We start from the raw sequence: 24,582 nt of genomic DNA on the forward strand, positions 1-24,582 counted from the left end.
CGACGGTTAACTACTGATCACGAAAGAAACAAGGACGACTTTGACCGTCCATCCCCGGAGATCCGGACAACGAGCCGGGTATACCGACATCCCGGGCACGTAACAAACATGCCGTGGTCGGCCCCTCGTGTGCGAACAACTCCGGCAAAGCGAGACACTGTTCTGCGGCATGTTCGGCGCCGTGCGCGGTAGGAGAGGAACGACGTCCCACCGCCCGACGACTCCTGTCGTCGACGGCGCCTCGGGGACGGGGCAGTAAGAAGGGGAGTCCATGGCATACAAGGGAGATCCGCCGGACCGGGGGACGTCCGAGGCCGCCTCCCGGCCCGCGAACACCTGGCGGGCGCTGCTGTGGACTGCCGGATCGCTGCCCCTGCCCGGCCTGGCCCACCTGCGCATGGGGCGCCGCGTCCCGGGCTGGACCATCCTGGGCTGCTACCTGGTGCTGATCGCCGCGGCCGCCGCGGGGGCCTTCGCGATCAACGGCGACGCCCTGCGCGGCGCGCAGCTCGCGGTCCAGGGGCGCTGGCTGTTCACCGCGGCCGCGGTCGCCTTCGCGATCGCGGTGCTGTGGATGACCGTGATCGTGCACTCGTGGGTCATCCTGCGGCCGCCGGGCTCGCGCAGGCTCGCCCGCGCGACGGGCGGCCTCGTGGTCCTTGCGCTGTGCCTGGCGGTGGCCGTCCCGGCGGCGGCCGTGCTGCGCACCACCTACACCGCCTACGACACGATCAACTCCGTGTTCGGCCCCGAGCCCGAGGGCGAGCCGCACGACGAGGCCGACCCGTGGACCGGGCGCGACCGGGTCAACGTGCTGCTGCTGGGCGGCGACGCCGGCAGCAACCGCTACGGGCTGCGCACCGACTCCATGATGGTCGCCAGCATCGACGTGCACCGCGGCGACGTGGTCCTGATCGGGCTGCCGCGCAACCTGGAGAACACGCAGTTCCCCGAGGGGACGGCGCTGGCCGAGCGGTACCCGCCGCCCTACGGCTTCGACGACCTGCTCAACGAGGTCTACCAGACGGTCGCCGAGAACCCGAAGAAGCTGGCGATCGACCCGTCGGCCCAGGACCCGGCCGCCGACACCCTCAAGCGCGTCATCGGCAACCTCGTCGACCTGGATTTGGACTACTACGCGCTGGTGGACATGCGGGGCTTCGCGTCGCTGATCGACGCGATCGGCGGCATCGACGTGCACATCGACGAGCCCATCCCCTACGGCCAGGAGGGCGACGTCCTGGAGGCGGGCGACCAGCACCTCGACGGCTACGAGGCGCTGTGGTACGGCCGGAGCCGCACCAACAGCGACGACTACGCGCGCATGGGCCGCCAGGGCTGCCTGCTGATGTACGTCGCCGAGCAGACCGAGCCGACCACGGTGCTGACCAGCTTCCAGGAGCTGGCGGGCGCCACCAAGAAGACGCTGCGCACCGACATACCCCAGTCCAAGGTGCCGGCCTTCATCGACCTGGCCGACCTGGTCACCGACAAGGGGCGGATGTCGACGCTGCAGCTTTCCCCGCCCCAGGTCAACACCGCCCACCCCGACTGGAAGAACATCCGCTCACTGATCGCCGACGCCATCCGCGAGCAGGAGGACGCCCAGTCGGCGCGGCAGGAGGCCGAGGAGAACGGCGACGACGAGGTCCCCTCGTCCTCGCCCACGCCCACTGGCGGCGCCTCCGACGAGCAGACCGGCCAGGACGAGCAGACCGAGTGGCAGGAGTACACCGGCCTGGACGAGCCCTCCCCGCCGCCCGGCCGCCAGGTCGGCGAGGACGCCACCGCGCTGGAGGCGCTCTGCCCGTGACCCGCGCGGGCACCCCGGGGCGGCCGGCCCGCTGCGGCCGGCGGCCGCTGCGCCGCGCGGGCCGCGGGCGCCTCCCGGCCCCCGGCACCGCCGTCCACGGTTCGACGGGCCGCAGCGCGAGGGCGGGGACCGGGCGCGTCGATGCTCCAGCGGCGCGCGCTCGAACCCGGCGCCGGCGAGCATGCCCGCCGGTGGTTCACCGGGTCCGGTCGAGGTGTGCGCTGCCCGCCCGCGCACGTCAGGCTCACCCGCTGGACCCAGCCCGGGTGTCCCAGACGCCGGTTGCGGCCGTCTCGTGCGCATACTCCGCGAAGTCGCGGGGCGAGCGGCCGAGAACGCGCTCGACGGTGTCGGTCACGGCGGCCCTGCGCCCGTCGAAGACCTCGGCCATCAGGCCGGCCAGTTGCGTCGCGTACTCGGCCGGCACGCCTCGTGCGGTCACAGACGAGATGAAGTGCTCGGGTGTGACCGGCATATAGCGGACATCCCTGCGGGCCGCCCGCGCGATCTCGCCGACGGCCTCGGCGAAAGTGAGCAGTCGCGGTCCGGTCACGTCGTGGATCCGGCCGCCATGGCCGTTCCCGGTCAGCGCCGCGACGGCGACATCCGCGATGTCCTCGGCGTCGGTGAACGGTTCCGCGACGCCCCCGGCCGGAAGCGCGACCACACCGGCCCGGACCGACTCAGCGAGGAACGCCTCGCTGAAGTTCTGGGTGATGAACCCCGCCCGCACGACGGTCCACTCCGCCCCCGAGTCCCGCACCGCCTGTTCGCACCGCTCGGCCTCGCCGGCACCGCGGTCGGCGAGCAGGACGAGGCGCCGGACGCCGCAGTCCACTGCCAGGTCCGCGAAGGAGCCCACGGTTGCGGCCGCTCCGGGGAACGCCGCGTCAGGATAGAAGGCCACATAGGCCGCGTCGATGCCGTGCAGCGCGGGTTCCCACGTGGTGTCGTCCTGCCAGTCGAAGGGCGGATCGGCGCGCCGTGAGCCGACCCGTACCGGAACGTCGTGCGCCAGGAGTCCGGACGCGACGCGCCGTCCGGTCTTGCCCGTCCCCGCGAGGACCAAGGTCGTCTGAGCAGTAGGTGTCATGATCCGCAGTCCACCGCAGCGCCGGGCCGAAGGCCATGATCGAGGCTCGCAGGTCCATAAGGGTGCGTCTTAAACTGCTCCGGTGGACCCCTTGTCGATCCTGCTCGACGGCGCCAGGGCCAGGGGCGCGTTCGTGCTACGGACTATCCAGAGCTCGCCGTGGTCGGTACAGGTACGCGACCGGGCGCCGCTGAACGTCGTGGCGATCCTGAGCGGGACGCCCTGGGTGGTCCCCGGTGCCGGCGGTGCGGTCCGGCTGGAACCGGGCGACATCGCGGTGATGCGCGGCCCCGACGCGTTCAGCTTCGCCGACGATCCACGTACTCCGACCCAGGTGGTCGTTCGGCCCGGCCCCCGGCGGACGACCCCCGCCGGTGCGGAACCGGCCGAGGTCGCGGACACGGGGGTGCGCACCTGGGCCAACGGCATGCGGACCGGTGATGACGGCGCGGACGGCTCGTCGGTGCTGCTGATCGGCAAGTACCGCCGACCGGGCGAGATCGCCGCGCGCCTGCTCAGCGCGCTGCCTCCGCTTCTGGTCGTCCCCGGGGCCGCCCACGGCGAGTCCGCGCTGGTGTCGCTACTCGCCGAGGAGACCGTACGCAACGAGCCCGGTCAGGACCTCGTCCTCGAACGGCTTCTGGACCTCCTGCTGGTCGCCGTCCTCCGCGCACGGTTCACCCGGTCTGATGCCCAAGCGCCACACTGGTACCGGGCAGACCAAGATCCCGTCGTCGGACCCGTCCTGCGGCTCATACACGCCCACCCGGACCGTCCCTGGACCGTGGCCGGGCTCGCCGGGCGGACCGGGGTCTCGCGAGCGACGCTGGCCCGCCGCTTCGCCGACCTCGCCGGCATCCCGCCGATGGCCTACCTCACCGAACGGCGGATCGACCTGGCCGCCGATCTCCTCGAGAACTCCGACGCCACGATCGAATCCATAGCCCGGCAGACGGGTTACGGCAGCGCGTTCGCGTTCAGCGCCGCGTTCAAACGAGCCCGCGGGATCAGTCCGCAACGCCACCGCAACCGGTCGTGACCGCCGGTCGGGCCACCCATGTCGGACGCCCACGCTCACCGGCACCCACCGGAAGAGCCACGGCGAGCCGCGAAGGAAAAGGAGAGGTCGCCGCCGGGTTCACCCGTACCCGACCGCCGCCCGACCCGACCCGCCGACCGCCGACTGCGCCGACCACCGTCTGCCGGGCGCTCTCAGGCCGAGAACCTCCCGTAGCGCCCCCGCTGATAAAGCAGCGGGCGATCGGCCTCAGGCGACACGCGGGCCTGGGCGACCCGGCCGACGACGAGCCAGTGGTCGCCGACGGCCAGCACGTCGTGCTTGCGGCAGAGCAGGTGGCCGATCGCGCCCTGCAGCAGGGGTAGGGCGTCGGGGCCCTGCTGCCAGCGCGTGGGCGGGGCGAACCGGTCGACGCCGCGGGTCGCGAAGCGCGAGGCGACCTCCTGCTGGTGCTCACCGAGGATGTTGACCGCGAAGCAGGGCGCCTCGCGCAGGCCCGGCCACGTCGAGGAGCCGTCGCCGATGTAGAAGGAGACCAGGGGCGGGTCCAGGCTCACACTGGTGAAGGAGGTGGCGGTGACCCCGACCGGGCCGTGCGGCGCCTCGGCGGTCACCACGACCACGCCCGCGGCGTGCGCCCCCATGACGCGGCGGAACCCGTCAGCGGCGACTGCGCCCTCCTGCGGGAGCCGCCCCGACCTCCCGGGCTCCGAGCCGGCTTCCGCCTCCGCCGATCTGCGCAACGCGCGCCTCCATCCGTGGTCCGGGCCGTCGTGGTGGGCGTACGCCCTCGGCCGCCGTCGCAGACGTCCTACGTCCGGTCAGCCTCCCGTGCGGGCGCGCTATTCCCGCGGAACTCCTCATGTGCGCAGGTTCTCACACGGCGGGGTCGGCGGCCTCGGGCCGGACCGGCGGAGCACGAGGTCGGAGGGAGGTCACCGGGGGTGGCCGGTTTCGCTCACAGCGAAACACCGGGCATGGACCCGCATGCTCCGCGGAAGCCCGCACGTTGGGGGCCTCCACCAGCCCCGCTCGGGCTCGCCGGTGACGCGCCGCAACCGGTTGGAGCGCGACTTCGCCCACCAGGCCGACTAAAGTCCGGAATATGCCCACTCCCACCTCCCGGGGCCGCCGTGTCCTGGTGATTCTGGCGGTCCTGGCCCTGTGCGGAGGCGGGCTGGCAGCGGTCGGCCCCTGGCTGCTGGCGCGCGCGGGGATCGACGGAACAGCCCTACCGTGGGCCGACCCCTGCTCGGTGGACACCGCCGACGGCACGGTCATGCTGTCGCTGGAGGAGGCGCGCCTGGCCACCACGGCGGTGGCGCTGCGGGCCCGCGGCGCCGAGGCGCCCGACACCCCGGGTATCGACAGCGCGGTGCTCAGGCGGCTGCGCGACGGCCCTCCCGCCGGTCCCGGTCCCAGTCTGACCTGCCGTGCCTCCTCGCCCGAGGGGCTGCAGGAGCAGGACCTCACGGAGAGCGGGCTGACACCGCGCGCCCAGGAGGTGCTCGACTCCGTGACCGAGGTGTTCGGCACCATGAGCGTCGGCGGCTACGAGCCCGGCGGCGTTTCCAGCGGGCACGGCGCGGACTCCGCGCATTACGAGGGCCGCGCCATCGACTTCTTCTACCGCCCCGTCAGCGAGGAGAACAGGCGCGAGGGGTGGCTGCTGGCGCACTGGATGGTCGCCCACGCCGAGGAGCTGCACGTCGCCAACGTGATCTTCGACGACAAGATCTGGAACTCCCGCGGCTCACGCGGCGGCTGGTGGCCCTACCAGGCCCCCGACCCCGACAACGCGATCCTGCGCCACCTCGACCACGTCCACGTGGACGTCTGGGAGGCGTGAATCGGCGGCACCGGTGGGCGTCGAAAGCCGGTAGGAACCGGCGCGGAAGGCGGTCGGCCCCTCGACCGTCCCGGCCGCGGGCGGCGGCGCCCGCAGCCGGGACGACGCGCCCGCCCCCTCCCCCGCGCGCAGCCGCTGGGTCAGCACGTTCCGGCCCCTGCCGAGCAGCCCTTGGCGCGGGCCGGCGAGCCGATTCGGCGCCCCCGCCGAGGCCACGGTCGCCTGCGCGACCCCGCGATCCTCGGCCCCGTCATCACCGCCTTCCACACCGACTGAGCACACGCCGGAGCCCGGACCCGCCGGTGCGAGTCGGCACCGCCGGCGCAGCCGCACGCAGGGGACATCGACGTCGCCAGCGCGCAGTCACCGGTCCAGCGTCCGCCGCGAGGCACGTGCTCCGGGCACTCAGCGCCCGGCGGAGACGGCGTGCCCGTCCGCCGGCGCCTGCCGGGCGGCGCCGTCGGCGCCGCCCCGTGCTGCCGTGCGCACGGCCCGCGCCGCCACCGCGAGCGGGGCGAGGGCGGCCACCGCCACCAGTCCGGCGGCCACGGCGAGCGCGCTCATCCCGGCGGCCTCGATGACACCGCCGCCGACGATTCCGCCCAGGCCCATGCCCAGCCACACCACGGAGACGTTGAACGCCACCACCGAGCCGGCGGCCTCGGGCGCCGCGTCGAGCAGCTTGGCCTGAACGGCGGGCAGGATGCCCCAGCCGCCCAGGCCCCACAGGGCCAGCGCCGCGCCGGTGAGCATGACCGAGCCCCCGACCAGGGGCAGCGCGACCAGCCCCGCGCCCAGCAGCGTCAGCGCGATGAGCATCGCCCAGAGGGCGCCGATGCGGTCGGTCACCCAGCCGGCGCCGGTGTTGCCCAGCGACCCGGCGACGCCGTAGACCACCAGTAGCACGCTCACCGTCTGGGGAGCGGGGTCGCCCACGTGCGACAGCAGCGGGACCGCGAACGTGTAGGCGGCGAAGTCGCTGACGGAGGCCAGGAGGGAGACGGCGAGCACGGCGGGGACGAGCACGCCCTTCAGCGCGCCGAACCCGGTGCGCAGCGGTACGCGGGGCACGCCGCCGCTGCGGGGAAGCGCCCGCAGAGTGGCCAGCGCGCCCACGCACAGCAGGCCGATGCCCGCGTAGACCCCCTGGTGGCCGAGCGGGCCGGCGAGCATCACCCCGGCGGGCACGCCCAGCACCGTGGCCAGCGTGGACCCGGTCACCACCAGCGCGACGGCGCTGCCGCGCCGGTGCAGCGGTGCCAGGTCGGCGGCCATCACGATGGCGGCGGGGGCGTACAGGGCGGCTCCGACGGCCGCGAGCACCCTGGCGGCCGCCAGGGTGGCGAATCCGGGCGCGAGCGCGGTGAGCACGTTGCCCACGGCCGACAGCACGAGCGCGGCGGCCAGCAGTCGCCGCCGGTCGCTGTGCCCGAACAGCGCCGAGAGCACCGGCGCGGCCACGCCGTAGGTGAGCGCGTAGACGGTGACGAGCTGCCCGGCCGCAGAGACCGCCACGCCGGTATGGGAGGCCACGTCGGCCAGCATTCCGGCGACGACGTAGGCACCGGTGGCCACGGCGAAATTACCCAGTGCGAGGGAGAGGATCCTCACCGGCATGGCGGCTCCTGCGGACAGTGGAGAACGACGGGTGGAAGGCGCGACGCATCCGCTGGGAGCGCACGGCACCGCCGCCGCGTTGGGGCCGGCGGTATTCGGGCATGCCGAACAAGCCGACGGTTCAGCGCCGACGAGCCACCGGTTTCCGGGCAGGACGAACGGACCCGGGGTCCGTGCCGCGCAAGGCGGTCGGATTCGGGCGTGGGCTGCCGGGGCTGCGCACCGGTTGCGGATATGCGGATACGGGGTGTGTGAGAACGCCGCGGCGCGGACACGGTCCGATGCGTTCCGCTCGGCCGAGGGGCCGACCGAGTCGGGACGTCGCTGCCCGTGGACGACGCACGCGTGTGCGCCGCCTCGTCTCAGGATTCTCCGGCGCGGAGGCCTCCGCGCCGAAGGGGTGAAGCCGCCCGGTCGGCCCGCGGACGCGGACCGTCTCGACCGTGCGGCGAATCCACGCTAACAGGGCGAAAATCCCCTATGCGACCTGCGAACGCTCCGCTTTCCGTGTCGCGTGCCACACCCCGCGCGCGGCCGTCGCCCGGTGCCGCGCGACGGCGCGCCGCGCCGTCCGAGGCCCCCTTGCGCGAACGCCTGCGGGACCGGGCGCGAGCCCGCCGGAGGGCGGCGGGAGAACGTCCGAAGCGCGGGGAAGCGCGGCCGCGGGCGTTTCCGCATCCGGCGCGAAAGCGCCGCCGGGAGCCTCCTCCCGCCTCTCCCCGCCTTCCCAACCTCCCGACTCCCCCGCTCACCCCCGTCCTTCCGCACCGCCGAAGCCACCGGGCCGCTGAGACCACACCCCCCGTCCCCGCTGTCCGGTCGCCCCCGTCATCCGCATTCCCGCCCACCCCGGAACGACCCAGTCGGAGCCACCCCGCCCGCGGCCGACAACGCACCGCGCCAGACCACGCAGATACAGCGGCCGACGGGCCGCGTCCATCGGCACAGCGGAATATCGCAGGCGGTCCCCACGCGCGCGCCGCCGCGGCCACGCGCGACCAGGCGGCCCTCGGCCACGCGGACCGGGAGGCGGCCGAGGGCCCCGGCGGGGATCACCGCTTCGGCCCCAAGGAGGCGGTTCGGCAGCGGCGGGGCCGTCGCCGCGGCGTCGTCCACACAAGGGGACTCTTGCTGGCACCGGGCCCCGGTGGCTCGCTAAGTTGGCGAGCGTGCCTGATATCGATGCTGACTTCCTCGCCCTGCCGATGCGGCGGCTCGCCGACGCGGCGCTGCAGCGGGCCCGCGACCTGGGCGCCGAGCACGCCGACTTCCGCCTGGAGCGGATCCGGGGCCGCTACCTCACACTCACCGACGCCGAGCTCGACAGCGAGTACGACAGCGACACCCTCGGCTTCGCCGTTCGTGTCGTGCACGACGGCGTGTGGGGCTTCGCCGCCTCCACCGAGCTGAGCCCCGACTCGGCGGCCGCCGTCGCCGAGCGCGCCGTCAAGGTCGCCGCGGTCTCGTCCGCGGCGAGCACCGAGCGCATCGAGCTCGCCCCCGAGCCCGCCCATTCCGACGCGACCTGGGTCTCCTCCTACGAGGTCGACCCCTTCGATGTCGGGCCGCGCGAGCAGACCGCCACCCTGGCCGGCTGGAGCCGCCGCCTGCTCGACGACAGCCGCGTCGACCACGTCGACGCCTCCGTGCTGGCGGTCAAGGAGCAGAAGTTCTACGCCGACACCGCCGGCACGACCACCACCCAGCAGCGGGTGCGGATCGCACCGGAGGCCGAGGCGTTCGCCACCCGCGGCGGTGTGCTCGACAGCATGCGCACGGTCGCCCCGCCGGTCGGGCGCGGCTGGGAGTACCTCGCCCAGGTCGAGCCCCAGATCGACCCGCTGCCCGAGCTGCTCGCCGAGAAGCTGGCGGCGCCCAGCGTCGATCCCGGCGACTACGACCTGGTCGTCCACCCCTCGAACCTGTGGCTGACCATCCACGAGTCCATCGGCCACGCCACCGAGCTCGACCGGGCGCTGGGCTACGAGGCCGCCTACGCCGGGACGTCGTTCGCCACACCCGACCTGCTGGGCAGCCTGCGCTACGGCTCCGACATCATGAACGTCACCGGCGACCGCACCGTCGAACACGGCCTGGCCACCATCGGCTACGACGACGAGGGCGTGGCCACCACGTCCTTCGACCTGGTGCGCGACGGCGTCCTGGTGGGCTACCAGCGCGACCGCCGCATCTCCCGCCTCCAGGGCTACACGGCCTCCAACGGCTGCGCCCACGCCGACTCCCCCGCCACGATGCCCATCCAGCGCATGGCCAACGTCTCGCTGGCCGCCGACCCGCGCGGGCCCTCCACCGACGGGCTGATCGAGGGCGTCGAGCGCGGCATCTACATCGTCGGCGACAAGAGCTGGTCCATCGACATGCAGCGCTACAACTTCCAGTTCACCGGCCAGCGGTTCTACCGGATCGAGAACGGCCGGATCACCGGGATGCTGCGCGACGTGGCCTACCAGGCCACCACGACCGACTTCTGGGGTGCGATGCGCGCGCTCGGGGGGCCGCAGACCTACGAGCTCGGCGGCTCGTTCATGTGCGGCAAGGGACAGCCCGGCCAGGTCGCCGCGGTCAGCCACGGCTGCCCCACGGCGGTCTTCTCCGGCATCCGCGTCCTCAACACAGTGCAGGAGGCAGGGCAGTGAGCGGGATGACTCCCCAGGCGGTGGTGGAGCGCGTGCTGGAACTGGCGCGCGCGGACGGCTGCATGGTGCTGGTCGAGGAAAGCGCGCGAGCCAACCTGCGCTGGGCCGGGAATTCGCTGACCACCAACGGCGCCACCAGATCGCGCACGGTCACGGTGATCGCGCTGAGCGCCTCGGGGCGGGGGGTGTCCATCGGGGCCCGCACCCGCACCGGCGGGGCCGACGACGACCTGGAGGACCTGGTGCGCGCGGCCGAGGAGGCCGCCGGCCAGGCGCTGCCGGCCGAGGACTCCGCGCCGCTCCTCGAGCCCGGCGAGGCCCGGGTGCCCGAGGCCGCCGACTGGGACGCACCGGTGCCCACCACCGACATCTCGGTGTTCTCCGGGTTGGCGCCGGGGCTGGGCCGGGCCTTCGAGCGCGGCTCGGCGGGCGGTCGCCGGCTCTACGGCTACGCCGAGCACACCGTCGACTCCGTCTTCTTCGGCAGCTCCACCGGGGTGCGGCTGCGCCACGACCAGCCCTCGGGCACGGTGGAGCTGAACGCCAAGACCGGTTCGTCCTTCTCCTCCGCCGACGGCGGCCACTCGGCGTGGGCGGGCCGTGCTACGCGCGACTTCACCGACGTCGACACGGCCGAGCTGGAGGACGAGGTGGCGCGGCGGGTGCGCTGGGCCCGGCGCCGGGTCGACCTTCCGGCGGGGCGCTACGAGACCCTGATGCCCTCCAGCGCGGTCGCCGACATGATGTACTTCCTGTACTCGGCCGCCACCGCGCGCGACGCCGCCGAGGGCCGCACCGTGTTCTCCGGCGGCGAGGGCGGCGGCGCCACCAGGATCGGCGACCGGCTCGCCGGCATGCCGCTGACCCTGCTCAGCGACCCCGCCTACCCGGGGTTGGAGTGCGCGCCGTTCATCGCAGCGCCCGCGGCGGGGCGGCGGGTGACCGCCTTCGACAACGGGGTGCCGCTGACCCGTACGGAGTGGGTCTCCGGCGGCAAGCTCGCGGCCCTGCCCCAGACCCGGCGTTCGGCGCAGCTGACGGGGCTGCCGCTGACTCCGCACATCGACAACCTGGTGCTGGAGGCCGGCGGCGGCACGGCGGGCCTGGAGGAGATGGTCGCCCAGACCGAGCGCGGTCTGCTTCTGACGTGCCTGTGGTACGTGCGCCAGGTGGACCCGCAGACCCTGCTGCTGACGGGCCTGACGCGCGACGGCGTCTACCTGGTCGAGGACGGCGAGGTCACCGGGGCGGTGAACAACTTCCGGTTCAACGAGTCGCCGGTGTCCCTGCTCGACCGCGCCACCCAGGCCGGAGCCACCGTCCCCACCCTGGGACGCGAGGTCGGCGACAGCTTCCCCCGCACGGCCATGCCGCCGCTGCGGATCCCCGACTTCAACATGTCCACGGTCAGTCAGGCCTCGTAGCATCGCCCGGTGCGGCACGCGGGAACGTCGGCGTCCGCGTGCCGCATCGGGCCGCGCCGCATCGCAGGCGGCGGCGCTGCCGGAGACCCGCCGACACCCGCATCCGGCACCCCGGGCCCAAGCCCCCGCATGGCCGGAAGCCGGAGCGGACAGCGCACAACTCGGCACGCCCCGGCGGTGCGGCACACACGAGCACAGCGGCGACGCGCAGCCGACGGTACGCGGCACGGCGCGACGCCCCGCCGGGCCTTGGGCGCCGCGCCGCCTCGCCCGGCGCGGCGGGCGCGGCCGTCCCCGGTCGCCGGGGCGCTACTCGTCGAGGCGGAAGCCGACCTTCATGCCGACCTGGAAGTGGGCGATCGCGCCGTCCTCCAGGTGGCCGCGGATCTCGGTGACCTCGAACCAGTCGAGCTGGCGCAGGGTCGCCGACGCGCGTTCGATGCCGTTGCGGACGGCCTGCTCCAAGCCGTCGGGCGAGGTGCCGACGATCTCGCTTACGCGGTAGGTGTTGTGCGACATGGGCACTGCCTCCTCCTGGGACGTCTCCCGACACACTCTCCGCCGCCCGCTCCGCGGACAACGGGGCACGCGGACACCGCTGACCGCTTGACGCGCGGATAACCGGCGCGTTGCCCGATCATGGGTGCACTGCGTAACACGTGTGAACCATGCCGGATTGCTCACGTTTTGGGACCTGGGACCACCGGGCCGCTGAACTCTCCCGAGATCACGTCGTAACTAAGTCTTGACGTACACAGGGGATGTGCGGTGTACATTGGGATCCAGCGCTTCGGTCCCCCGTCGGAGCGCTGACGCGGTGTTTCGAGCCCCCGTCGGAACACCGGTTGCGACGTCGGGTGGTTTGCCCCCGTAGCCACCCGACGTCGCTTTTTCGTGCCTGCCGGCCGGTACTTTGCGTAGCGGCCGGATGCCCCGGACGTCGAGCGAACGTGGAGCGCACCAGGTGACCGAAGGCCCGGCCGCGCCCGAGGAAGAAGCGCCGCACTGCTCGCGCAAGGGCTGCCGCGCCCCCGCCGAGTGGGTGCTGGTGTGGAACAACCCCAAGGTGCACACACCCGAGCGCCGCAAGACCTGGGTGGCCTGCGACGAGCACCGCGGCTACCTCGCCGAGTTCCTGAACGTGCGCGGCTTCCTGCTGGAGACCGTCCCCGTCGCCGACTTCTCCGGTTAGCGCGCGTCCCGGGCGGCCGAGCCGCTCCAAGCCGCTCCGTGCTCGCCGTACTGCGCGTCACCCGCGTCCGTCGGGGCCGTCCCGGCCGGACGCACGGGCGCGGGCCAGCTCCTCGGGGGTGTCGCAGTCGAAGGCCGCCCGCGCCGCGGTGCCCTCGGCCGCGACCTGGCGGGGCTCCAGCGGGCCCAGCAGGCCGCGCAGCGAGCGTCCCGTGTAGTCGGCGAGGGCGCCGCGCACCGCATCGGTGCGCCATACGCCCAGCAGCCACTGCACACGCCCCTGGGCATCGACGAGCACCGCGCCGCTGCGGCCGCGGGCCGCGCGCCGCAGCGCGCCGACATCGTCGGGCGTGAGGAACGGAAGGTCCCCGGCCAGCAGCGCGAAGCTCGGGTGCGCGACCTCGTGCAGTCCGGCGCGCAGCGCCGGCACCGGTCCGGCGCCCGGCGGGTCCTCGCGGACGTAGCGGGCGGCGGGGCGCTCCCGGTGCGGGCCGACGACGACCAGCCGCTCGGCATCGCCCACGGCGGCGGCCACACGCTCGACCAGGCTCAGGCCGCCGACGTCCAGACCGGGCTTGTCGCCGCCCCCCATGCGCCGCGCGGCGCCTCCAGCCAGGATCACCGCGTCGAACGGCGCAGGCTCACTCATAGCGTCCCCTCCCCGCCCCGGCTCTCCCGCCCCAGCATGCCACCCGCCTCGCCGCCGCGGCCGCGCGCGGCCGCGGCGGCGAGGGCCCCGGCTATCCCTTGACGCAGACGACCTGGCGCAGGTGGGCGACCACCTCGACGAGGTCGGTCTGGGCGTCGATGACCGCGCTGATGTCCTTGTAGGCGCCCGGGATCTCGTCCAACACGCCCGCGTCCTTGCGGCACTCCACCCCGGCCGTCTGCGCGACGAGGTCCTCGCGCGAGAAGTGGCGCTTGGCCCGGTTGCGGCTCATCCGCCGCCCGGCCCCGTGCGAGGCGGAGTCGAACGAGTCGGCGTTGCCCAGCCCGCGGACGATGTAGCTCCCGGTGGCCATCGACCCGGGAATGATCCCGTGCTCGCCCTTGCCCGCGCGGATGGCGCCCTTGCGGGTCACCAGCAGCGGCACGCCGTCGTGGGTCTCCTCGGCCACGTAGTTGTGGTGGCAGGAGATCCGCTCGCCGAACCGCACGCCGGGCACCGTGCTGCGCAGCACGCCGCAGGCCAGGCCCAGGATGACGTCGCGGTTGCGGCGCGCGTACTCCTGTGCCCAGAACAGGTCGCGCCGGTAGGCCTCCATCTCCGGGGTTCCGGCGACGAACACCGCCAGGTCGCGGTCGGGCAGGTCGCGGTTGTGCGGCAGGCGGCGGGCGCGCTCGATGTGGTGCTCGGCCAGCTCCTTGCCGATGTTGCGCGAACCCGAGTGCAGGATGAGCCACACAGCGCCGTCGTCGTCCAGGCAGACCTCCAGGAAGTGGTTTCCGCCGCCGAGAGTGCCCATCTGGTGGGTCGCACGCTCGCGGCGCCGGTGCACCGGCTCGGCGAGGCCGTCGAACCCGGCCCAGAACCGGTCCCAGCCCGAGGCGGCCAGCCCGTGCACGCGCCGCGGGTCGACCGGCCGCTGGTGCGCGCCGAAGCCGACCGGCACCGCCTTCTCCAGCCCCGAGCGCAGCCGCCCCAGGTCGTCGGGCAGGTCCTCGGCCGACAGGCTGGAGCGCACCGCGGTCATTCCGCAGCCGATGTCGACGCCGACGGCCGCGGGCGAGACCGCGTCGCGCATGGCGATCACCGACCCCACCGTCGCGCCCTTGCCGTAGTGGACGTCGGGCATCACGGCCAGGCCGTGCACCCAGGGCAGCCGCGTCACGTTGCGCAGCTGGTCCATGGCCTCGGTATCGACCGTGTCCGGGTCGGCCCACATGCGGATGGGCACCCGCGCACCGGGAACCTCGGTGTAGGCCATTGTGCGCCTCTTCCATCGGACTCCACCGACCCCGCTGCCCGCGCGAAGGCTCGGCCGTGCCCGTTGATGAAGCCAGAGGGCCACCGGCCCGGGCAACCGGTTTTCCCGCGCCGGCCCGCCGCCGGGGTTCCCGTGGCCGCCGCGGCCGCGGTGTCCGACCGGGGCCGCCCGACTCACTTGTCCGCGCGCCCCCGGACCCCCGCCACCCCCGATCGGTTCACCCGCTGTCCGGCACCGGCCTATCCCCGCAGTTCCCGCACCGCAGGCGCGGGCCCGGTCTACATTCGGCGCTACCCGGGCACCACGCCGAAGGAGAGCGCGCCATGAGCTACAACGTCCCGCCGCCCCCGCCGCCGATCCACAGCCGGCCGCAGCGAAGCGGCGGGCTCACCACCGGAAGCAAGATCGGCCTCGGGTGCGGCATCGCCGCGATCGTGGGATTCGTCCTGCTGGTGGGCGGGTGCATGGCCGTGATCGTGGCCGCGCCCGGCGGAGACGCCGTCGAGCCCAAGACCCCGCCGCAGGCCGATGGCGGCACCGGCGCGGAGCCGACCGAGGGCGGGTCCAGCGGCGGGGACGATGAGCCGGCGGCGCTCGGCGACGCCGTCGAGTCCGGGGCGTTCTCCTTCACCGTCACCGACGTGCAGACCGGCGTCATGGAGGTCACCGACGAGTCGGGGTTTCTCACCGAGACCCCGGACGGCCAGTACGTGGTGGTGTCGGTGACCGTGCAGAACGTCGGCGATGAGGCGGGATACTTCGACTCCGGCTCGCAGACGCTGGTGGACGTCGAGGGCAAGGAGTACTCGACGGATACGGCGGCGGAGATCACCGGCGGCGCCGAGAGCTTCCTCAACGAGATCAACCCGGGCAACACGGTCGACGGCGAGCTGGTGTTCGACGTTCCGCAGGGCGTGCAGCTCGACACGTTGGAGCTGCGGGGCTTCGTCAGCTTCGACGACTCCGCCGTGGTGGACCTCTCGGGGGTGTGACGCGCCGGTCGGGGCAGTGCCGCCCCTCGGACGGCCGGCGGAGGCGTTGCCACCCGGTCGGCCTGTCCGAGAACCGCGGTTCCTACCGGAGGCGTCCGCGGCCGCCGCCATGCCCTCGACGCCCGGCGGCGGGCCGATCGCGTCGACCGGCGTCGCCTAGTGCTCCCGGCTCCCCTCGAGGTGGGCGCGGCGGCGCTCCCGGTGCTCCTCGTCCCAGCTCTGCAGACCCGCACACGCCACGGCGGTCATCATGGCCGCCAACACAGCGAACCCGAGGAGGAAGGCTCCCGTGACGGCGAGGCCCAGGGAGAAGCCGGGCGACGGGCCGATCGCCGCCTCCTCCCGACGCAGGACGAAGTCGTGGGCCGTGTTTCCTACCAGGAAGAGGAACACCCCGAAGCCGGCCAGCCGCACCGCGGCGCGGCGGACGTCCGCGGCGCCGGTCGGCATCCACCGGTGCGGGCTGCTGATCGGCGGACGGTAGGCGCCGCCCAGCTTGGCGGCGAGAGCGGCGCGCACGCCCATGCCGGCCGCCGTCGCGGCGACGGCCTGGTAGAGGACCAGCCGCGCGATGTCGGGTGTGCCCAGCAGCGGACCCCAGATGAGCCAGGCCGCGGCGACGCCCGGAGCGCACCACATCGCGACCCAGACCGCGCCCCGCCCCGCCGCTCGCCACCGGGCCGCGGGGGCGAGGCGGGCCGCCTCGTAGTCCCGCCACTCCTGCTCGCGGCGCCGCCGCTCCTCGACGGCGGAGCGCCGCCGGCGCCCGAGCTCGTCCTCGGTGCGCGCGCGGTGGCGCTCCGCGCCCGCGACGCGCATCGCGAAGGCGCCGCAGGCCGACCGCGCCACGAGCGCCGGCGGCCTCTCCGGCCCGCCCATGGCCTCGACCAGCCGGGGGAACCACGGACACCAGTGCGCGTCGGCGGTGTCCGGCTCCGCGGTGGCGGCCGCGGCCTCCCGCAGCGCCTCCGCGGCGCGCGCGTAGGGAAGGACCGTCAGCAGCAGCGGCCGCCGGGCGTCCGCCCCGGCCCAGGCGCGGATCTCCTCGGGGAGCCCGGGGACCCTCTGCGCCGCGGCGCGCCAGGTGCGCCAGGCGTCGTCCCACCTGCTCTGCACGCCCGTGAGCGCGCGCAGCCGGGTGAACCGGGCGAACACGTCCAGCAGGCGGTGCTTGCGCACATCGGCGTAGAGGCCGGGGTCGCCGCCCCGGTCATCCGTCGGTCCCGGGCGGCAGGCGTCGATCAGCAGACCGGCGCCGATCCTCCGGCCCCGGTAGACCACGGGCCCTTCCGGGGCCAGCCAGCGCAGCAGGTGCAGCAGCTTCACGTCGGGGCTGAGCGCGGTGTCCTTGAGGTAGTGGTCGATCAGCTCGATCCGGCCCTCGACGTCGTCGTGGTCGGGGTCGTCGAACTGCCGCAGCCACGAGACGAGGTCGCTCCAGCCTTCGGAGGGCGCCTCGGGGGTCCCCATGGCGGCGAAGAACCGGTGCCGGGCCTGGCCCCAGTGGCCGCGCAGCGTGGCGGCCAGTTCGTGCCGGGTGAGGTGCGGGGTGCCGGCCAGGATCAGCGGCCGGGGAGCGGCCGGATCCGCGGGCGAAGGCCCGTGCACGTGGATACCGCCGTGCACGTGTCCCGCCTGGATCACGTTGGCGGCGTCGCCGGTCGACACATTGCGGATGCCGCCCGGTGCGCCGGTCTCGTCGTCCTCGTCGTCGCCCTTCATAGCTAAGGAGTCTCGCCGGACTTCGCGGGGCCGACAACCGGTGCGGCAGGAATCGGCGGAACAGGGTGCACCGGCCGGCGGCGCCGGGGCCGCCGGGCGTGCGCCCCGAGCCGCCGGTGCCGAAGGCTCCGGCGGCTTGTGCGCTGGGGCGCCGTGTGCCGGGGCTCTCAGCCGCCGATGGCCGACATCGGCCGGGAGGGCTGCAGGAAGCTGGGGTCGTTGATGCCGTGTCCGGGCAGCTTCGAGGCGACGGCGGCGCGCCAGCGTTCGGCGATCTCCTCGTCGGTCGCGCCGCTGCGCAGCGGTGCACGCAGGTCCGACTCCTCGCGGGCGAACAGGCAGTTGCGGATCTCGCCTTCGGCCGTCAGCCGCACGCGGTCGCAGGCGCCGCAGAACGGGCGGGTGACCGAACCGATCACCCCGACGGTCTCGGGTCCGCCGTCGACGTAGAACAGTTCGGCCGGAGCGCTGCCGCGCGTGTGGTCGTCGGCGGGATCCAGACGGTAGACGGCGCCCAGGCGGTCCAGGATCTCGTCGGCGGTGACCATGGTGTCGCGCCGCCAGCCGTGCTGGGCGTCCAGCGGCATCTGCTCGATGAACCGCAGCTGGTAGCCGTGGTCGAGGCAGTAGCGCAGCAGGTCGGGAGCCTCGGCGTCGTTGACGTCGCGCATCAGCACGGTGTTGACCTTGACCGGGGTGAGCCCGGCCGCGGCGGCTCCGGCCATGCCTTCGAGGACGTCGGGCAGCCGCCGGCGGCGGGCGAGCCGCTCGAAGACGTCGGGGCGCAGCGTGTCCAGCGAGACGTTGACGCGGTCCAGCCCGGCCTCGGCCAGGGCCGGGGCGGTGCGCGCCAGGCCGATGCCGTTGGTGGTCAGGGCGGTCTGGGGACGGGGGCGCAGCGCGGTGCTCGCGGCGACGATGCCGGTCAGGCCGCGGCGCAGCAGCGGCTCGCCGCCGGTGAAGCGGATCTCCTCGATGCCGAGCATGGTGACACCGATGCGGATCAGGCGGTTCACCTCGTCGTCGGTGAGAACCTCGTCCTTGGGCAGCCACTCCAGGCCCTCGGGCGGCATGCAGTAGGAGCAGCGCAGGTTGCAGCGGTCGGTGAGCGAGACCCTCAGGTCCGTGGCGACCCTTCCGTAGGAGTCGGCCAGCATGGGGCGTCACCTCTTCTGTCTCGGGTGGCCGTCCGGCCTCGGCGATGCGTTCGCGTCAGCGGTGACGTCACTTAGGTGGTTCCCGGCGCAGCTCCAGCCTAAAAGATGCCTGCTTGGTCGCGTCTGTCGATCACTGAGCCGTTAGTGGTGATTATTCCGATCAGCGAACATCGTCCTCTTAGGAGTAATGCTACGTCGGCACCGCACTCCTGTATACAATCCTACCAATCGCGCCGCCGACGGCGGCTTTGCAACTCCCGGCCGGATCGGGCCACGCCGCGACCTGCCCCCGACCCCCTGCCTTCCCGGGGCGCGCACCCCCGGGCGCGCCGCCCGCACACCTGTGGGCACAACCGCCGCGCGCCCCCGGGCGTAGCGGGACCCGCGCCGGGAACATGTCGTCCATGGAGGTCACTGAAGTACTTCTGCCCGGAGTGGGCATCCGCTACGAGTTCACCACCTCGCGCGGCGCGCGCGTGGGGGTGATCGCCCGCCGCACCGGCGACGCCGAACTGCTCGTCTACGGCAGCGGCGATCCCGACTCGCCGCGCCACCTGATGCACCTGAACCGCGACGAGTCCGAGGCCGTCGCCGAGATGCTGGGGGCACCGCGCGTGGCCGAGCGCTTCGCCGACCTCACCCGCGAGGTCCCCGGCCTGGTCTCGGGCCAGATCGAGATCGGCGAGCACTCCCCCTACCGCGACCGCACCCTGGGCGACACCCGGGCGCGCACCCGCACCGGCGCGTCGATCGTCGCGATCGTGCGGGGCGACCACGTCATCGCCTCTCCGACCCCCGCCCAGGCGCTGCACGCAGGCGACGTCCTGGTCGTGGTGGGCACCGACGAAGGCATCGCGGGCGTCGAGCACATCGTCGGCGCCTCCTAACCGGCCCCCGACATGGAGATCTCCGTCCCCCTCTTCCTCGAACTCGGCGCCGTGCTGGTGGTGCTCAGCCTGATCTCGGCCGCCGCGCGGCGCTTCGGCCTCTCCCCGGTTCCGCTGTACCTGCTGGCCGGGCTGGCGCTGGGCGAGGGCGGAGTGGCTCCGGTGCCGGCGGCAGGCGACTTCATCGGCACGGGGGCGGCGATCGGGATGGTCCTGCTGCTGTTGCTGCTGGGGCTGGAGTTCTCCCCCGAGGAGTTCTCGCAGAGCCTGCGGCTGCACCTGCCCTCCTCAGTGCTGGACGCGGTGCTCAACGCGCTGCCCGGAGCCGCGGCGGGCTGGCTGCTGGGGCTGGACTGGCGCGGCGTCGTCGCGCTGGCGGGGATCACCTGGATCTCGTCGTCGGGCATCGTGGCGCGGCTGCTCCACGACCTGGGGCGGCTGGGCAACCGCGAGACGCCCTCCGTTCTGTCGGTGCTGGTGCTGGAGGACATCGCCATGGCGGTCTACCTGCCGCTGCTGGGCGCGGCGGTGGTCGGCAGCACCTGGGGACGGACCACGTTCACGCTGACCACGGCACTGGTGGCGGTGGCGGTCGCCCTGTTCGCGTCCCACCGCCTGCACGAGCCGATCAACCGCATCCTCGACACCGGCGACTCCGAGCAGTTCCTGCTGCGCATCCTCGGCCTCACCCTGCTGGTGGCGGGCGCGGCCGAGGCCGCCCACGCTTCGGCCGCCGTGGGCGCCTTCCTGGTCGGACTCGCGCTGAGCGGCCAGCTCGCCCAGCGCACGCGCCTGGCCATGGAACCGCTGCGCGACCTGTTCTCGCTGGTGTTCTTCCTGGCCATCGGGCTGACCATCGACCCGCGCAACCTGGTTCCGATGCTGCCCGCCGCGGCCGCGCTGGCCGCGGTGACGGCGCTGACCAAGACGGCGGTGGGCTTCTACGCAGCCGGCCGCGACGGCGTGGGCCGCCGCGGCCGGCTGCGCGCGGGCACGGTGCTCATCCCGCGCGGCGAGTTCTCCGTGGTCATCGCCGGGCTGGCCGCGGGTGCCGCGCCGGGCCTGGTCCCGTTCGCCGCGGCCTACGTGATCATCCTGGCCGTCGCGGGCCCGGTGGTCACCTACCTCGCGGGAGTGGTGCGCACCCCCGTCTGGGCGGGCGGGGCCGGCAACGGCGCCCAGGCCTGACCGCCCGAGGGCCCGAACCTCGGGGCCGGTCCGCCCGCGTCAGCTCCCGACGTGCTCCAGCAGCGCCGCCGCCACGTCCTCCGGCGCGTCCTCGGGCAGGAAGTGGCCCGCGTCGGGCACCGTCCGCAGGCGGGCTCCGGGGATGGCGGCGGCGAGGCGCTCACCGGTCTCCGGCGGCAGCCACGTGTCCTGCTCGCCCCACAGCACCAGCGTGGGAGCGGCGACGGCGTCCATGCGCCGGACCGCTTCGCGGGTGTCCTCGTGGTGCACGGCGGCCACCTGGTCGACCCAGCGCCGCTGCCCCCTCCGCCCCGCCCACGGGGCCAGGTAGGCGGCGGCGACCTCGTCGGGCAGCGGCGTCCGCGTGGCGCTGCGCAGGCGCAGGGCGGCCAGGTCGGCGAACACGTCGGCGGGCATGGTGCGGTACGCCTCGGCGTAGCGCTGCTGGTGGTCGGTGAAGGGGGTGTTCCACGGTCCCAGTACGGCGGCGTCGACCAGCCCCAGCGCGCTCGCCGCCACACCCTCCACCAGGTGGGCGCGCGCGAGCACACCGCCGCCGATGTCGTGGCCGACCAGGGCGGGCGCCTCCAGCCCCCAATGTTCGACCAGTTCGGCGAGTACGGCGGCCTGGCGGGCGATCGTGGGCGCGACGCCGGGGGCGGGGTGGGAGTCGCCGTAGCCGAGCATGTCCCACAGGTACACGGTGCGGTGCTCGGCGAGCCGTTCGGCGACGCCGCGCCACAGATAGGACCAGGCCGGCGTCCCGTGCACCAGGACGACGGGCGGACCCTGGCCGAGCGCGCCGGCGGCGACGCTGCCGCCCGAGACGGCGATGCGCTCGGGCAGGCTCCAGGCGGCAAAGACGGGCGGGATCGACGCGGACGCGCCGGCGGTGGTCGGCATGGAACCCTCCGGATGTAACGTTCAAACTTGTTATTTAGCGGTTACACTAGCAGACGGTAATGCTTGAATGAATCTTTTTCCGGTTACACCCCCATGGGTTCAGCGATCGCCACTGCGCCGCGCCGACCGCCATCACGCGCCGGCGGCCGCGGGGCCGGGGCACGGGTGCGTGTGCCGGGCGCGGACGGGTCGTTAGGCTGCCCGCGACAGGGTCGTCCGGGAAGGATCAGGAGTCGCAGTGGTCGTATCGCGCGAATGGGAACTGCCCGGCGGCAGCAACGGCTCCGAGCGCCTGTACGCGCGGGCGTGGGCGCCCCAGCGCGCCGAACCCGCGTGGCTGGCGGTGCTGGTGCACGGCTACGGCGAGCACATCGGGCGCTACGAGCACACCGCCGGGGCGCTGTGCGCCGGCGGCGCCGCCGTCTACGGGCTCGACCACCGCGGCCACGGCCGCTCCTCGGGGGAGCGGGTGCACATCGACGACTTCGACGGGGTGGTCGAGGACGTGCACCGGCTCGTCACCCAGGCCCGCACCGCCTACCGCACGCTGCCCCTGGTACTCGTCGGCCACTCCATGGGCGGCATGATCGCCGCCCGCTACGCCCAGCTGCACCCCGGCGGGCTCGCCGGGCTCGTGCTCTCGGGCCCGGTGCTGGGCCGCTGGACCAGTGCGAGCGAGCTGCTGGCCGCGCCCGAGATCCCCGACGTGCCGCTGGACGCCTCCACGCTCTCGCGCGACCCGCAGGTGGCCGCCGACTACACCGCCGACGACCTGGTCTGGCACGGCCCCTTCAAGCGGGAGCTGCTGCAGGCCCTGCACACCGAGCTGGCGCGCATCCGCGAGCACGGCCGCCTCGGCGGCACGCCGCTGCTGTGGGTACACGGCTCGCAGGACAGCCTGGTGCCGATCTCCGACACCCGGGTGGGCATCGAGGAGCTCGCGGGCGAGGACGTGGCGGTGCGGATCTTCCCCGGCGCCCGGCACGAGGTCTTCAACGAGACCAACCGGGAGGAGGTGCTGGAGGAGGTCGTGCGCTTCGCCGGGCGGTGCGCCGCCCGGGCTCAGCCGGCGTAGAGCCCGTTGATGGCGTCGGCGTACTTGCGCTGCACCACCCGGCGCTTGACCTTGAGCGACGGGGTCAGCTCCCCGCCCTCGACCGTCCACTCCCCCGGCAGCAGCCGCCAGCGCCTGACCCGGTGGGCGCGCGCCAGCCGGGCGTTGGCGGCGTCGACCGCACGTTCGACCTCGGCCAGCACGTCGGGGTGCGCGGCGAGCACGGCCGGGTCGGTCTCGCCGAGCCCCTGCGCGAGCGCCCAGCCCGGCGCCGCCTCGGCGTCCAGCGTCAGCAGCGCCGCCGCGTGGGGGCGCCCGTCGCCGCAGGCCATGGCCTGGCCGATGAGCGGGTGCTCGGTGAGGCGGCTCTCGACGGCGGCCGGCGCGATGTTCTCCCCGCCCGAGGTGATGATCAGCTCCTTCTTGCGGTCGAGCACGTAGACGAACCCGTCGTCGTCCACGGAGCCGAGGTCGCCGGTGCGCAGCCAGCCGTCCCCGCAGTAGAGCGCCGCGGTGTCGTCGGGGCGGTTGAGGTAGCCGGCGGTGTTGACGGGGCCGCGCACCAGGATCTCGCCGTCGGGGGCGGTGGCGACCTCGACGCCGTCGCAGGGCCGGCCGACGCTGCCGAACTTGTAGGCGCCGGGGCGGTTGACGGTGGCCGGACCGCAGTTCTCGGTCATGCCGTACACGTCGCGCAGCAGCACGCCGAGCCCGCTGTAGAAGCGCAGCGTCTCCTCGGATATCGGCGCGGCCGCTGTGGTGAAGGAGGTGCAGCGGTCCAGCCCGATCAGGGCGCGGATGGGCGCCAGCACGGCCGCGTCGGTCTCGGCGAAGCTCCGCTCCAGCTCGGGGCCGCGAGTGCGCCCGTACTGGCCGGCCTCCAGGTAGGCGCGGGCGGTCTCGGAGGCCTCGGCCATGGCCATGCGCTGCTCGTCGGGCGCTGCGTCCAGGGCGGCCGCCAGGCGCGACTGCAGCTTCTCCCACACCCGCGGCACGCCGAACAGCGCGTGCGGGCGCACCAGTCCCAGGTAGGTGCCGAGCTCGGCGGGGTCGGGGCAGAAGTGCACGTGCCCGGCCACCTGGATCGGCAGGTACACGCTGAGGATGCGCTCGGCGATGTGGGCCAGCGGCAGGTAGGAGACCGAGGACCCGCCTAACGGCAGGTCGTTGGCGCGCAGCGTGGTCGCCGCCTGGAACAGCACCTGCCGGTGGGTCTCGGGCACCCCCTTGGGCCTGCCGGTGGTGCCGGAGGTGTAGAGCAGCGTGGCGGTGTCCTGCGGGCCGAGCGCGGCCGCGCGCTCGTGCACGGCCGCGGGGTCGGCGGCGTAGCGCTCGCCGCCGGTGCGGCGCAGCTCCGCCCAGCTGACGAACGCGGTGCCGCCCGGGCTGGGTCCGTCCGGTACCGCGCCGGCGTCGAGCAGGACCACGGTGCGCAGCCGCGGCAGGCGCTCCAGGGCGGGGCGCCAGCGCTCCAGCTCATCGGCGCCCTGCAGCACGGCGGCGGCCGCGCCGCAGTCGGCGGCGACGAACTCGACCTGCTCGGGCGGGAAGGTCGCGTAGACGGTGAGCGGGACGCCGCCGGCATGCACGGCGCCCATGTCGGCGACGAGGTGCTCGGGGCGATTGGGCAGCATCAGGGCGACCACCTCGCCGGGCCGCAGGCCGTAGGCGATCAGACCCGCCGCCGTCTCCAGCGCGGCCCGCCGGTACTGCGCCCAGGTCAGCGTCTCCCACTCGGCGCCGGTGCCGTCGGCCCCCGCGACGCGGCGCGAGAGCGCCGGGAGGTCCCCGTGCTCGTCGGCCGTCCGGCGCAGCCGGTCCACGAGGGTCGGGCCGACGATCTGCGCGTCGATCTCCCGTTGCAGCCGCAGGACCTCGGTGTCGGCGCCGCCGGTGTCGTCCATCACGGCCTCCCGATGTGGCGCGGGTCGCTTCCGGTGCGCTCATCGCACCACGGCCCGCGGGCGGCCGCAAGGACCCTGCGGGGCGGGCTTCCGACAGGCGCACCGGCCGCGGCGCAGGCGGTCCCGGAAAGGTCGGAGTGCGGCCCCGCGGGGCGGTGCGCCCGCCGGACCGGGCTGCGCGCGGC

General features: G+C 74.1%; 20 protein-coding genes. 10 read left to right on the forward strand and 10 right to left on the reverse strand.

The features are described 5' to 3' along the window. The first annotated feature begins 271 nt into the window (after positions 1 to 271). The gene (locus ABEA15_RS03015) at positions 272 to 1,813 is read left to right on the forward strand and encodes an LCP family protein (protein WP_345555377.1); all 1,542 of its coding nucleotides are present in this window, start codon (positions 272 to 274) and stop codon (positions 1,811 to 1,813) included. Positions 1,814 to 2,057: 244 nt separating this feature from the next. Here the strand turns inward: ABEA15_RS03015 and ABEA15_RS03020 are convergent, their stop codons facing one another. Continuing rightward, the gene (locus ABEA15_RS03020) at positions 2,058 to 2,906 is read right to left on the reverse strand and encodes a Rossmann-fold NAD(P)-binding domain-containing protein (RefSeq protein ID WP_345555378.1); all 849 of its coding nucleotides are present in this window, start codon (positions 2,904 to 2,906) and stop codon (positions 2,058 to 2,060) included. Between the two features lie 82 nt (positions 2,907 to 2,988). On the opposite strand from ABEA15_RS03020, the gene ABEA15_RS03025 reads away from it, so the two are divergent. Further along, on the forward strand, positions 2,989 to 3,945 hold the full coding sequence (locus ABEA15_RS03025) for an AraC family transcriptional regulator (RefSeq protein WP_345555379.1): 957 nt from the start codon (positions 2,989 to 2,991) through the stop codon (positions 3,943 to 3,945). A 173-nt stretch (positions 3,946 to 4,118) separates the two neighbouring features. Here ABEA15_RS03025 and ABEA15_RS03030 read toward each other — a convergent pair whose 3' ends face one another. Next, positions 4,119 to 4,667 (reverse strand): flavin reductase family protein, encoded by a 549-nt coding sequence (locus ABEA15_RS03030; protein ID WP_344145086.1) that lies wholly within the window; start codon positions 4,665 to 4,667, stop codon positions 4,119 to 4,121. Positions 4,668 to 5,029: 362 nt separating this feature from the next. Here ABEA15_RS03030 and ABEA15_RS03035 point away from each other — a divergent pair, with 362 nt between their 5' ends. Next, positions 5,030 to 5,773: a VldE C-terminal domain-containing protein gene (locus ABEA15_RS03035; RefSeq protein ID WP_345555380.1), complete on the forward strand. Its 744-nt coding sequence runs from the start codon at positions 5,030 to 5,032 to the stop codon at positions 5,771 to 5,773. Between the two features lie 405 nt (positions 5,774 to 6,178). Here ABEA15_RS03035 and ABEA15_RS03040 read toward each other — a convergent pair whose 3' ends face one another. Then, entirely contained in the window at positions 6,179 to 7,390 is a 1,212-nt protein-coding gene (locus ABEA15_RS03040) for an MFS transporter (RefSeq protein WP_345555381.1), read from the reverse strand. 1,169 nt (positions 7,391 to 8,559) lie between these two features. Here ABEA15_RS03040 and ABEA15_RS03045 point away from each other — a divergent pair. Beyond that, complete coding sequence (locus ABEA15_RS03045; protein WP_345555382.1) at positions 8,560 to 10,047, forward strand: TldD/PmbA family protein; 1,488 nt, start codon at positions 8,560 to 8,562, stop codon at positions 10,045 to 10,047. 5 nt (positions 10,048 to 10,052) lie between these two features. After that, positions 10,053 to 11,471: a metallopeptidase TldD-related protein gene (locus tag ABEA15_RS03050; RefSeq protein ID WP_345555458.1), complete on the forward strand. Its 1,419-nt coding sequence runs from the start codon at positions 10,053 to 10,055 to the stop codon at positions 11,469 to 11,471. A gap of 309 nt (positions 11,472 to 11,780) precedes the next feature. Here ABEA15_RS03050 and ABEA15_RS03055 read toward each other — a convergent pair whose 3' ends face one another. Beyond that, positions 11,781 to 11,990 carry a dodecin gene (locus tag ABEA15_RS03055; RefSeq protein ID WP_311545266.1) on the reverse strand — a complete coding sequence of 70 codons (210 nt, stop codon included), beginning with the start codon at positions 11,988 to 11,990 and terminating at the stop codon, positions 11,781 to 11,783. A 445-nt stretch (positions 11,991 to 12,435) separates the two neighbouring features. On the opposite strand from ABEA15_RS03055, the gene ABEA15_RS03060 reads away from it, so the two are divergent. Beyond that, positions 12,436 to 12,663: a hypothetical protein gene (locus ABEA15_RS03060; RefSeq protein ID WP_345555383.1), complete on the forward strand. Its 228-nt coding sequence runs from the start codon at positions 12,436 to 12,438 to the stop codon at positions 12,661 to 12,663. Between the two features lie 57 nt (positions 12,664 to 12,720). Here ABEA15_RS03060 and mobA read toward each other — a convergent pair whose 3' ends face one another. Both mobA and ABEA15_RS03070 read right to left on the reverse strand, forming a co-directional pair. Further along, positions 12,721 to 13,311 carry a molybdenum cofactor guanylyltransferase gene (mobA, locus tag ABEA15_RS03065; protein WP_345555384.1) on the reverse strand — a complete coding sequence of 197 codons (591 nt, stop codon included), beginning with the start codon at positions 13,309 to 13,311 and terminating at the stop codon, positions 12,721 to 12,723. Positions 13,312 to 13,402: 91 nt separating this feature from the next. Beyond that, complete coding sequence (locus ABEA15_RS03070) at positions 13,403 to 14,590, reverse strand: RtcB family protein (RefSeq protein WP_345555385.1); 1,188 nt, start codon at positions 14,588 to 14,590, stop codon at positions 13,403 to 13,405. A 323-nt stretch (positions 14,591 to 14,913) separates the two neighbouring features. Here ABEA15_RS03070 and ABEA15_RS03075 point away from each other — a divergent pair, with 323 nt between their 5' ends. Continuing rightward, positions 14,914 to 15,582 carry a DUF4352 domain-containing protein gene (locus ABEA15_RS03075; protein WP_345555386.1) on the forward strand — a complete coding sequence of 223 codons (669 nt, stop codon included), beginning with the start codon at positions 14,914 to 14,916 and terminating at the stop codon, positions 15,580 to 15,582. 156 nt (positions 15,583 to 15,738) lie between these two features. Here the strand turns inward: ABEA15_RS03075 and ABEA15_RS03080 are convergent, their stop codons facing one another. Together ABEA15_RS03080 and moaA are read right to left on the reverse strand one after the other, a co-directional pair. Next, positions 15,739 to 17,304, reverse strand: coding sequence for a hypothetical protein (locus ABEA15_RS03080; protein ID WP_345555387.1), 1,566 nt, complete (start codon positions 17,302 to 17,304; stop codon positions 15,739 to 15,741). A 167-nt stretch (positions 17,305 to 17,471) separates the two neighbouring features. Beyond that, positions 17,472 to 18,461 (reverse strand): GTP 3',8-cyclase MoaA, encoded by a 990-nt coding sequence (moaA, locus tag ABEA15_RS03085; RefSeq protein WP_345555388.1) that lies wholly within the window; start codon positions 18,459 to 18,461, stop codon positions 17,472 to 17,474. 404 nt (positions 18,462 to 18,865) lie between these two features. On the opposite strand from moaA, the gene ABEA15_RS03090 reads away from it, so the two are divergent. Both ABEA15_RS03090 and ABEA15_RS03095 read left to right on the forward strand, forming a co-directional pair. Further along, entirely contained in the window at positions 18,866 to 19,348 is a 483-nt protein-coding gene (locus ABEA15_RS03090; RefSeq protein ID WP_345555389.1) for a cation:proton antiporter regulatory subunit, read from the forward strand. A gap of 12 nt (positions 19,349 to 19,360) precedes the next feature. Then, positions 19,361 to 20,536 carry a cation:proton antiporter gene (locus ABEA15_RS03095; protein WP_344145108.1) on the forward strand — a complete coding sequence of 392 codons (1,176 nt, stop codon included), beginning with the start codon at positions 19,361 to 19,363 and terminating at the stop codon, positions 20,534 to 20,536. 39 nt (positions 20,537 to 20,575) lie between these two features. Here ABEA15_RS03095 and ABEA15_RS03100 read toward each other — a convergent pair whose 3' ends face one another. Beyond that, complete coding sequence (locus ABEA15_RS03100) at positions 20,576 to 21,439, reverse strand: alpha/beta fold hydrolase (protein ID WP_345555390.1); 864 nt, start codon at positions 21,437 to 21,439, stop codon at positions 20,576 to 20,578. A 238-nt stretch (positions 21,440 to 21,677) separates the two neighbouring features. Between ABEA15_RS03100 and ABEA15_RS03105 the strand changes: the two genes are divergently transcribed. Further along, positions 21,678 to 22,514, forward strand: a complete 837-nt coding sequence (locus tag ABEA15_RS03105; protein ID WP_345555391.1) for an alpha/beta hydrolase — start codon at positions 21,678 to 21,680, stop codon at positions 22,512 to 22,514. On the opposite strand, the gene ABEA15_RS03110 is transcribed toward ABEA15_RS03105, so the two are convergent. Continuing rightward, on the reverse strand, positions 22,502 to 24,397 hold the full coding sequence (locus ABEA15_RS03110; protein WP_345555392.1) for an AMP-dependent synthetase/ligase: 1,896 nt from the start codon (positions 24,395 to 24,397) through the stop codon (positions 22,502 to 22,504). The genes ABEA15_RS03105 and ABEA15_RS03110 overlap by 13 nt on opposite strands. Positions 24,398 to 24,582 lie beyond the last annotated feature (185 nt).

Origin of the sequence: Streptomonospora halophila (genome assembly GCF_039542725.1) — a bacterium.
GTDB classification, from domain to species: Bacteria; Actinomycetota; Actinomycetes; order Streptosporangiales; family Streptosporangiaceae; genus Streptomonospora; species Streptomonospora halophila.

What these genes read in the sequence shown, in the direction of transcription:
- ABEA15_RS03015 (WP_345555377.1), top strand. Translation starts at nt 272, where the DNA reads ATGGCATACAAGGGAGATCCGCCGGACCGGGGGACGTCCGAGGCCGCC.
- ABEA15_RS03020 (WP_345555378.1), bottom strand. Translation starts at nt 2,906, where the DNA reads ATGACACCTACTGCTCAGACGACCTTGGTCCTCGCGGGGACGGGCAAG.
- ABEA15_RS03035 (WP_345555380.1), top strand. Translation starts at nt 5,030, where the DNA reads ATGCCCACTCCCACCTCCCGGGGCCGCCGTGTCCTGGTGATTCTGGCG.
- ABEA15_RS03040 (WP_345555381.1), bottom strand. Translation starts at nt 7,390, where the DNA reads ATGCCGGTGAGGATCCTCTCCCTCGCACTGGGTAATTTCGCCGTGGCC.
- ABEA15_RS03050 (WP_345555458.1), top strand. Translation starts at nt 10,053, where the DNA reads ATGACTCCCCAGGCGGTGGTGGAGCGCGTGCTGGAACTGGCGCGCGCG.
- ABEA15_RS03055 (WP_311545266.1), bottom strand. Translation starts at nt 11,990, where the DNA reads ATGTCGCACAACACCTACCGCGTAAGCGAGATCGTCGGCACCTCGCCC.
- mobA (WP_345555384.1), bottom strand. Translation starts at nt 13,311, where the DNA reads ATGAGTGAGCCTGCGCCGTTCGACGCGGTGATCCTGGCTGGAGGCGCC.
- ABEA15_RS03070 (WP_345555385.1), bottom strand. Translation starts at nt 14,590, where the DNA reads ATGGCCTACACCGAGGTTCCCGGTGCGCGGGTGCCCATCCGCATGTGG.
- ABEA15_RS03075 (WP_345555386.1), top strand. Translation starts at nt 14,914, where the DNA reads ATGAGCTACAACGTCCCGCCGCCCCCGCCGCCGATCCACAGCCGGCCG.
- ABEA15_RS03080 (WP_345555387.1), bottom strand. Translation starts at nt 17,304, where the DNA reads ATGAAGGGCGACGACGAGGACGACGAGACCGGCGCACCGGGCGGCATC.
- moaA (WP_345555388.1), bottom strand. Translation starts at nt 18,461, where the DNA reads ATGCTGGCCGACTCCTACGGAAGGGTCGCCACGGACCTGAGGGTCTCG.
- ABEA15_RS03090 (WP_345555389.1), top strand. Translation starts at nt 18,866, where the DNA reads ATGGAGGTCACTGAAGTACTTCTGCCCGGAGTGGGCATCCGCTACGAG.
- ABEA15_RS03095 (WP_344145108.1), top strand. Translation starts at nt 19,361, where the DNA reads ATGGAGATCTCCGTCCCCCTCTTCCTCGAACTCGGCGCCGTGCTGGTG.
- ABEA15_RS03100 (WP_345555390.1), bottom strand. Translation starts at nt 21,439, where the DNA reads ATGCCGACCACCGCCGGCGCGTCCGCGTCGATCCCGCCCGTCTTTGCC.
- ABEA15_RS03110 (WP_345555392.1), bottom strand. Translation starts at nt 24,397, where the DNA reads ATGGACGACACCGGCGGCGCCGACACCGAGGTCCTGCGGCTGCAACGG.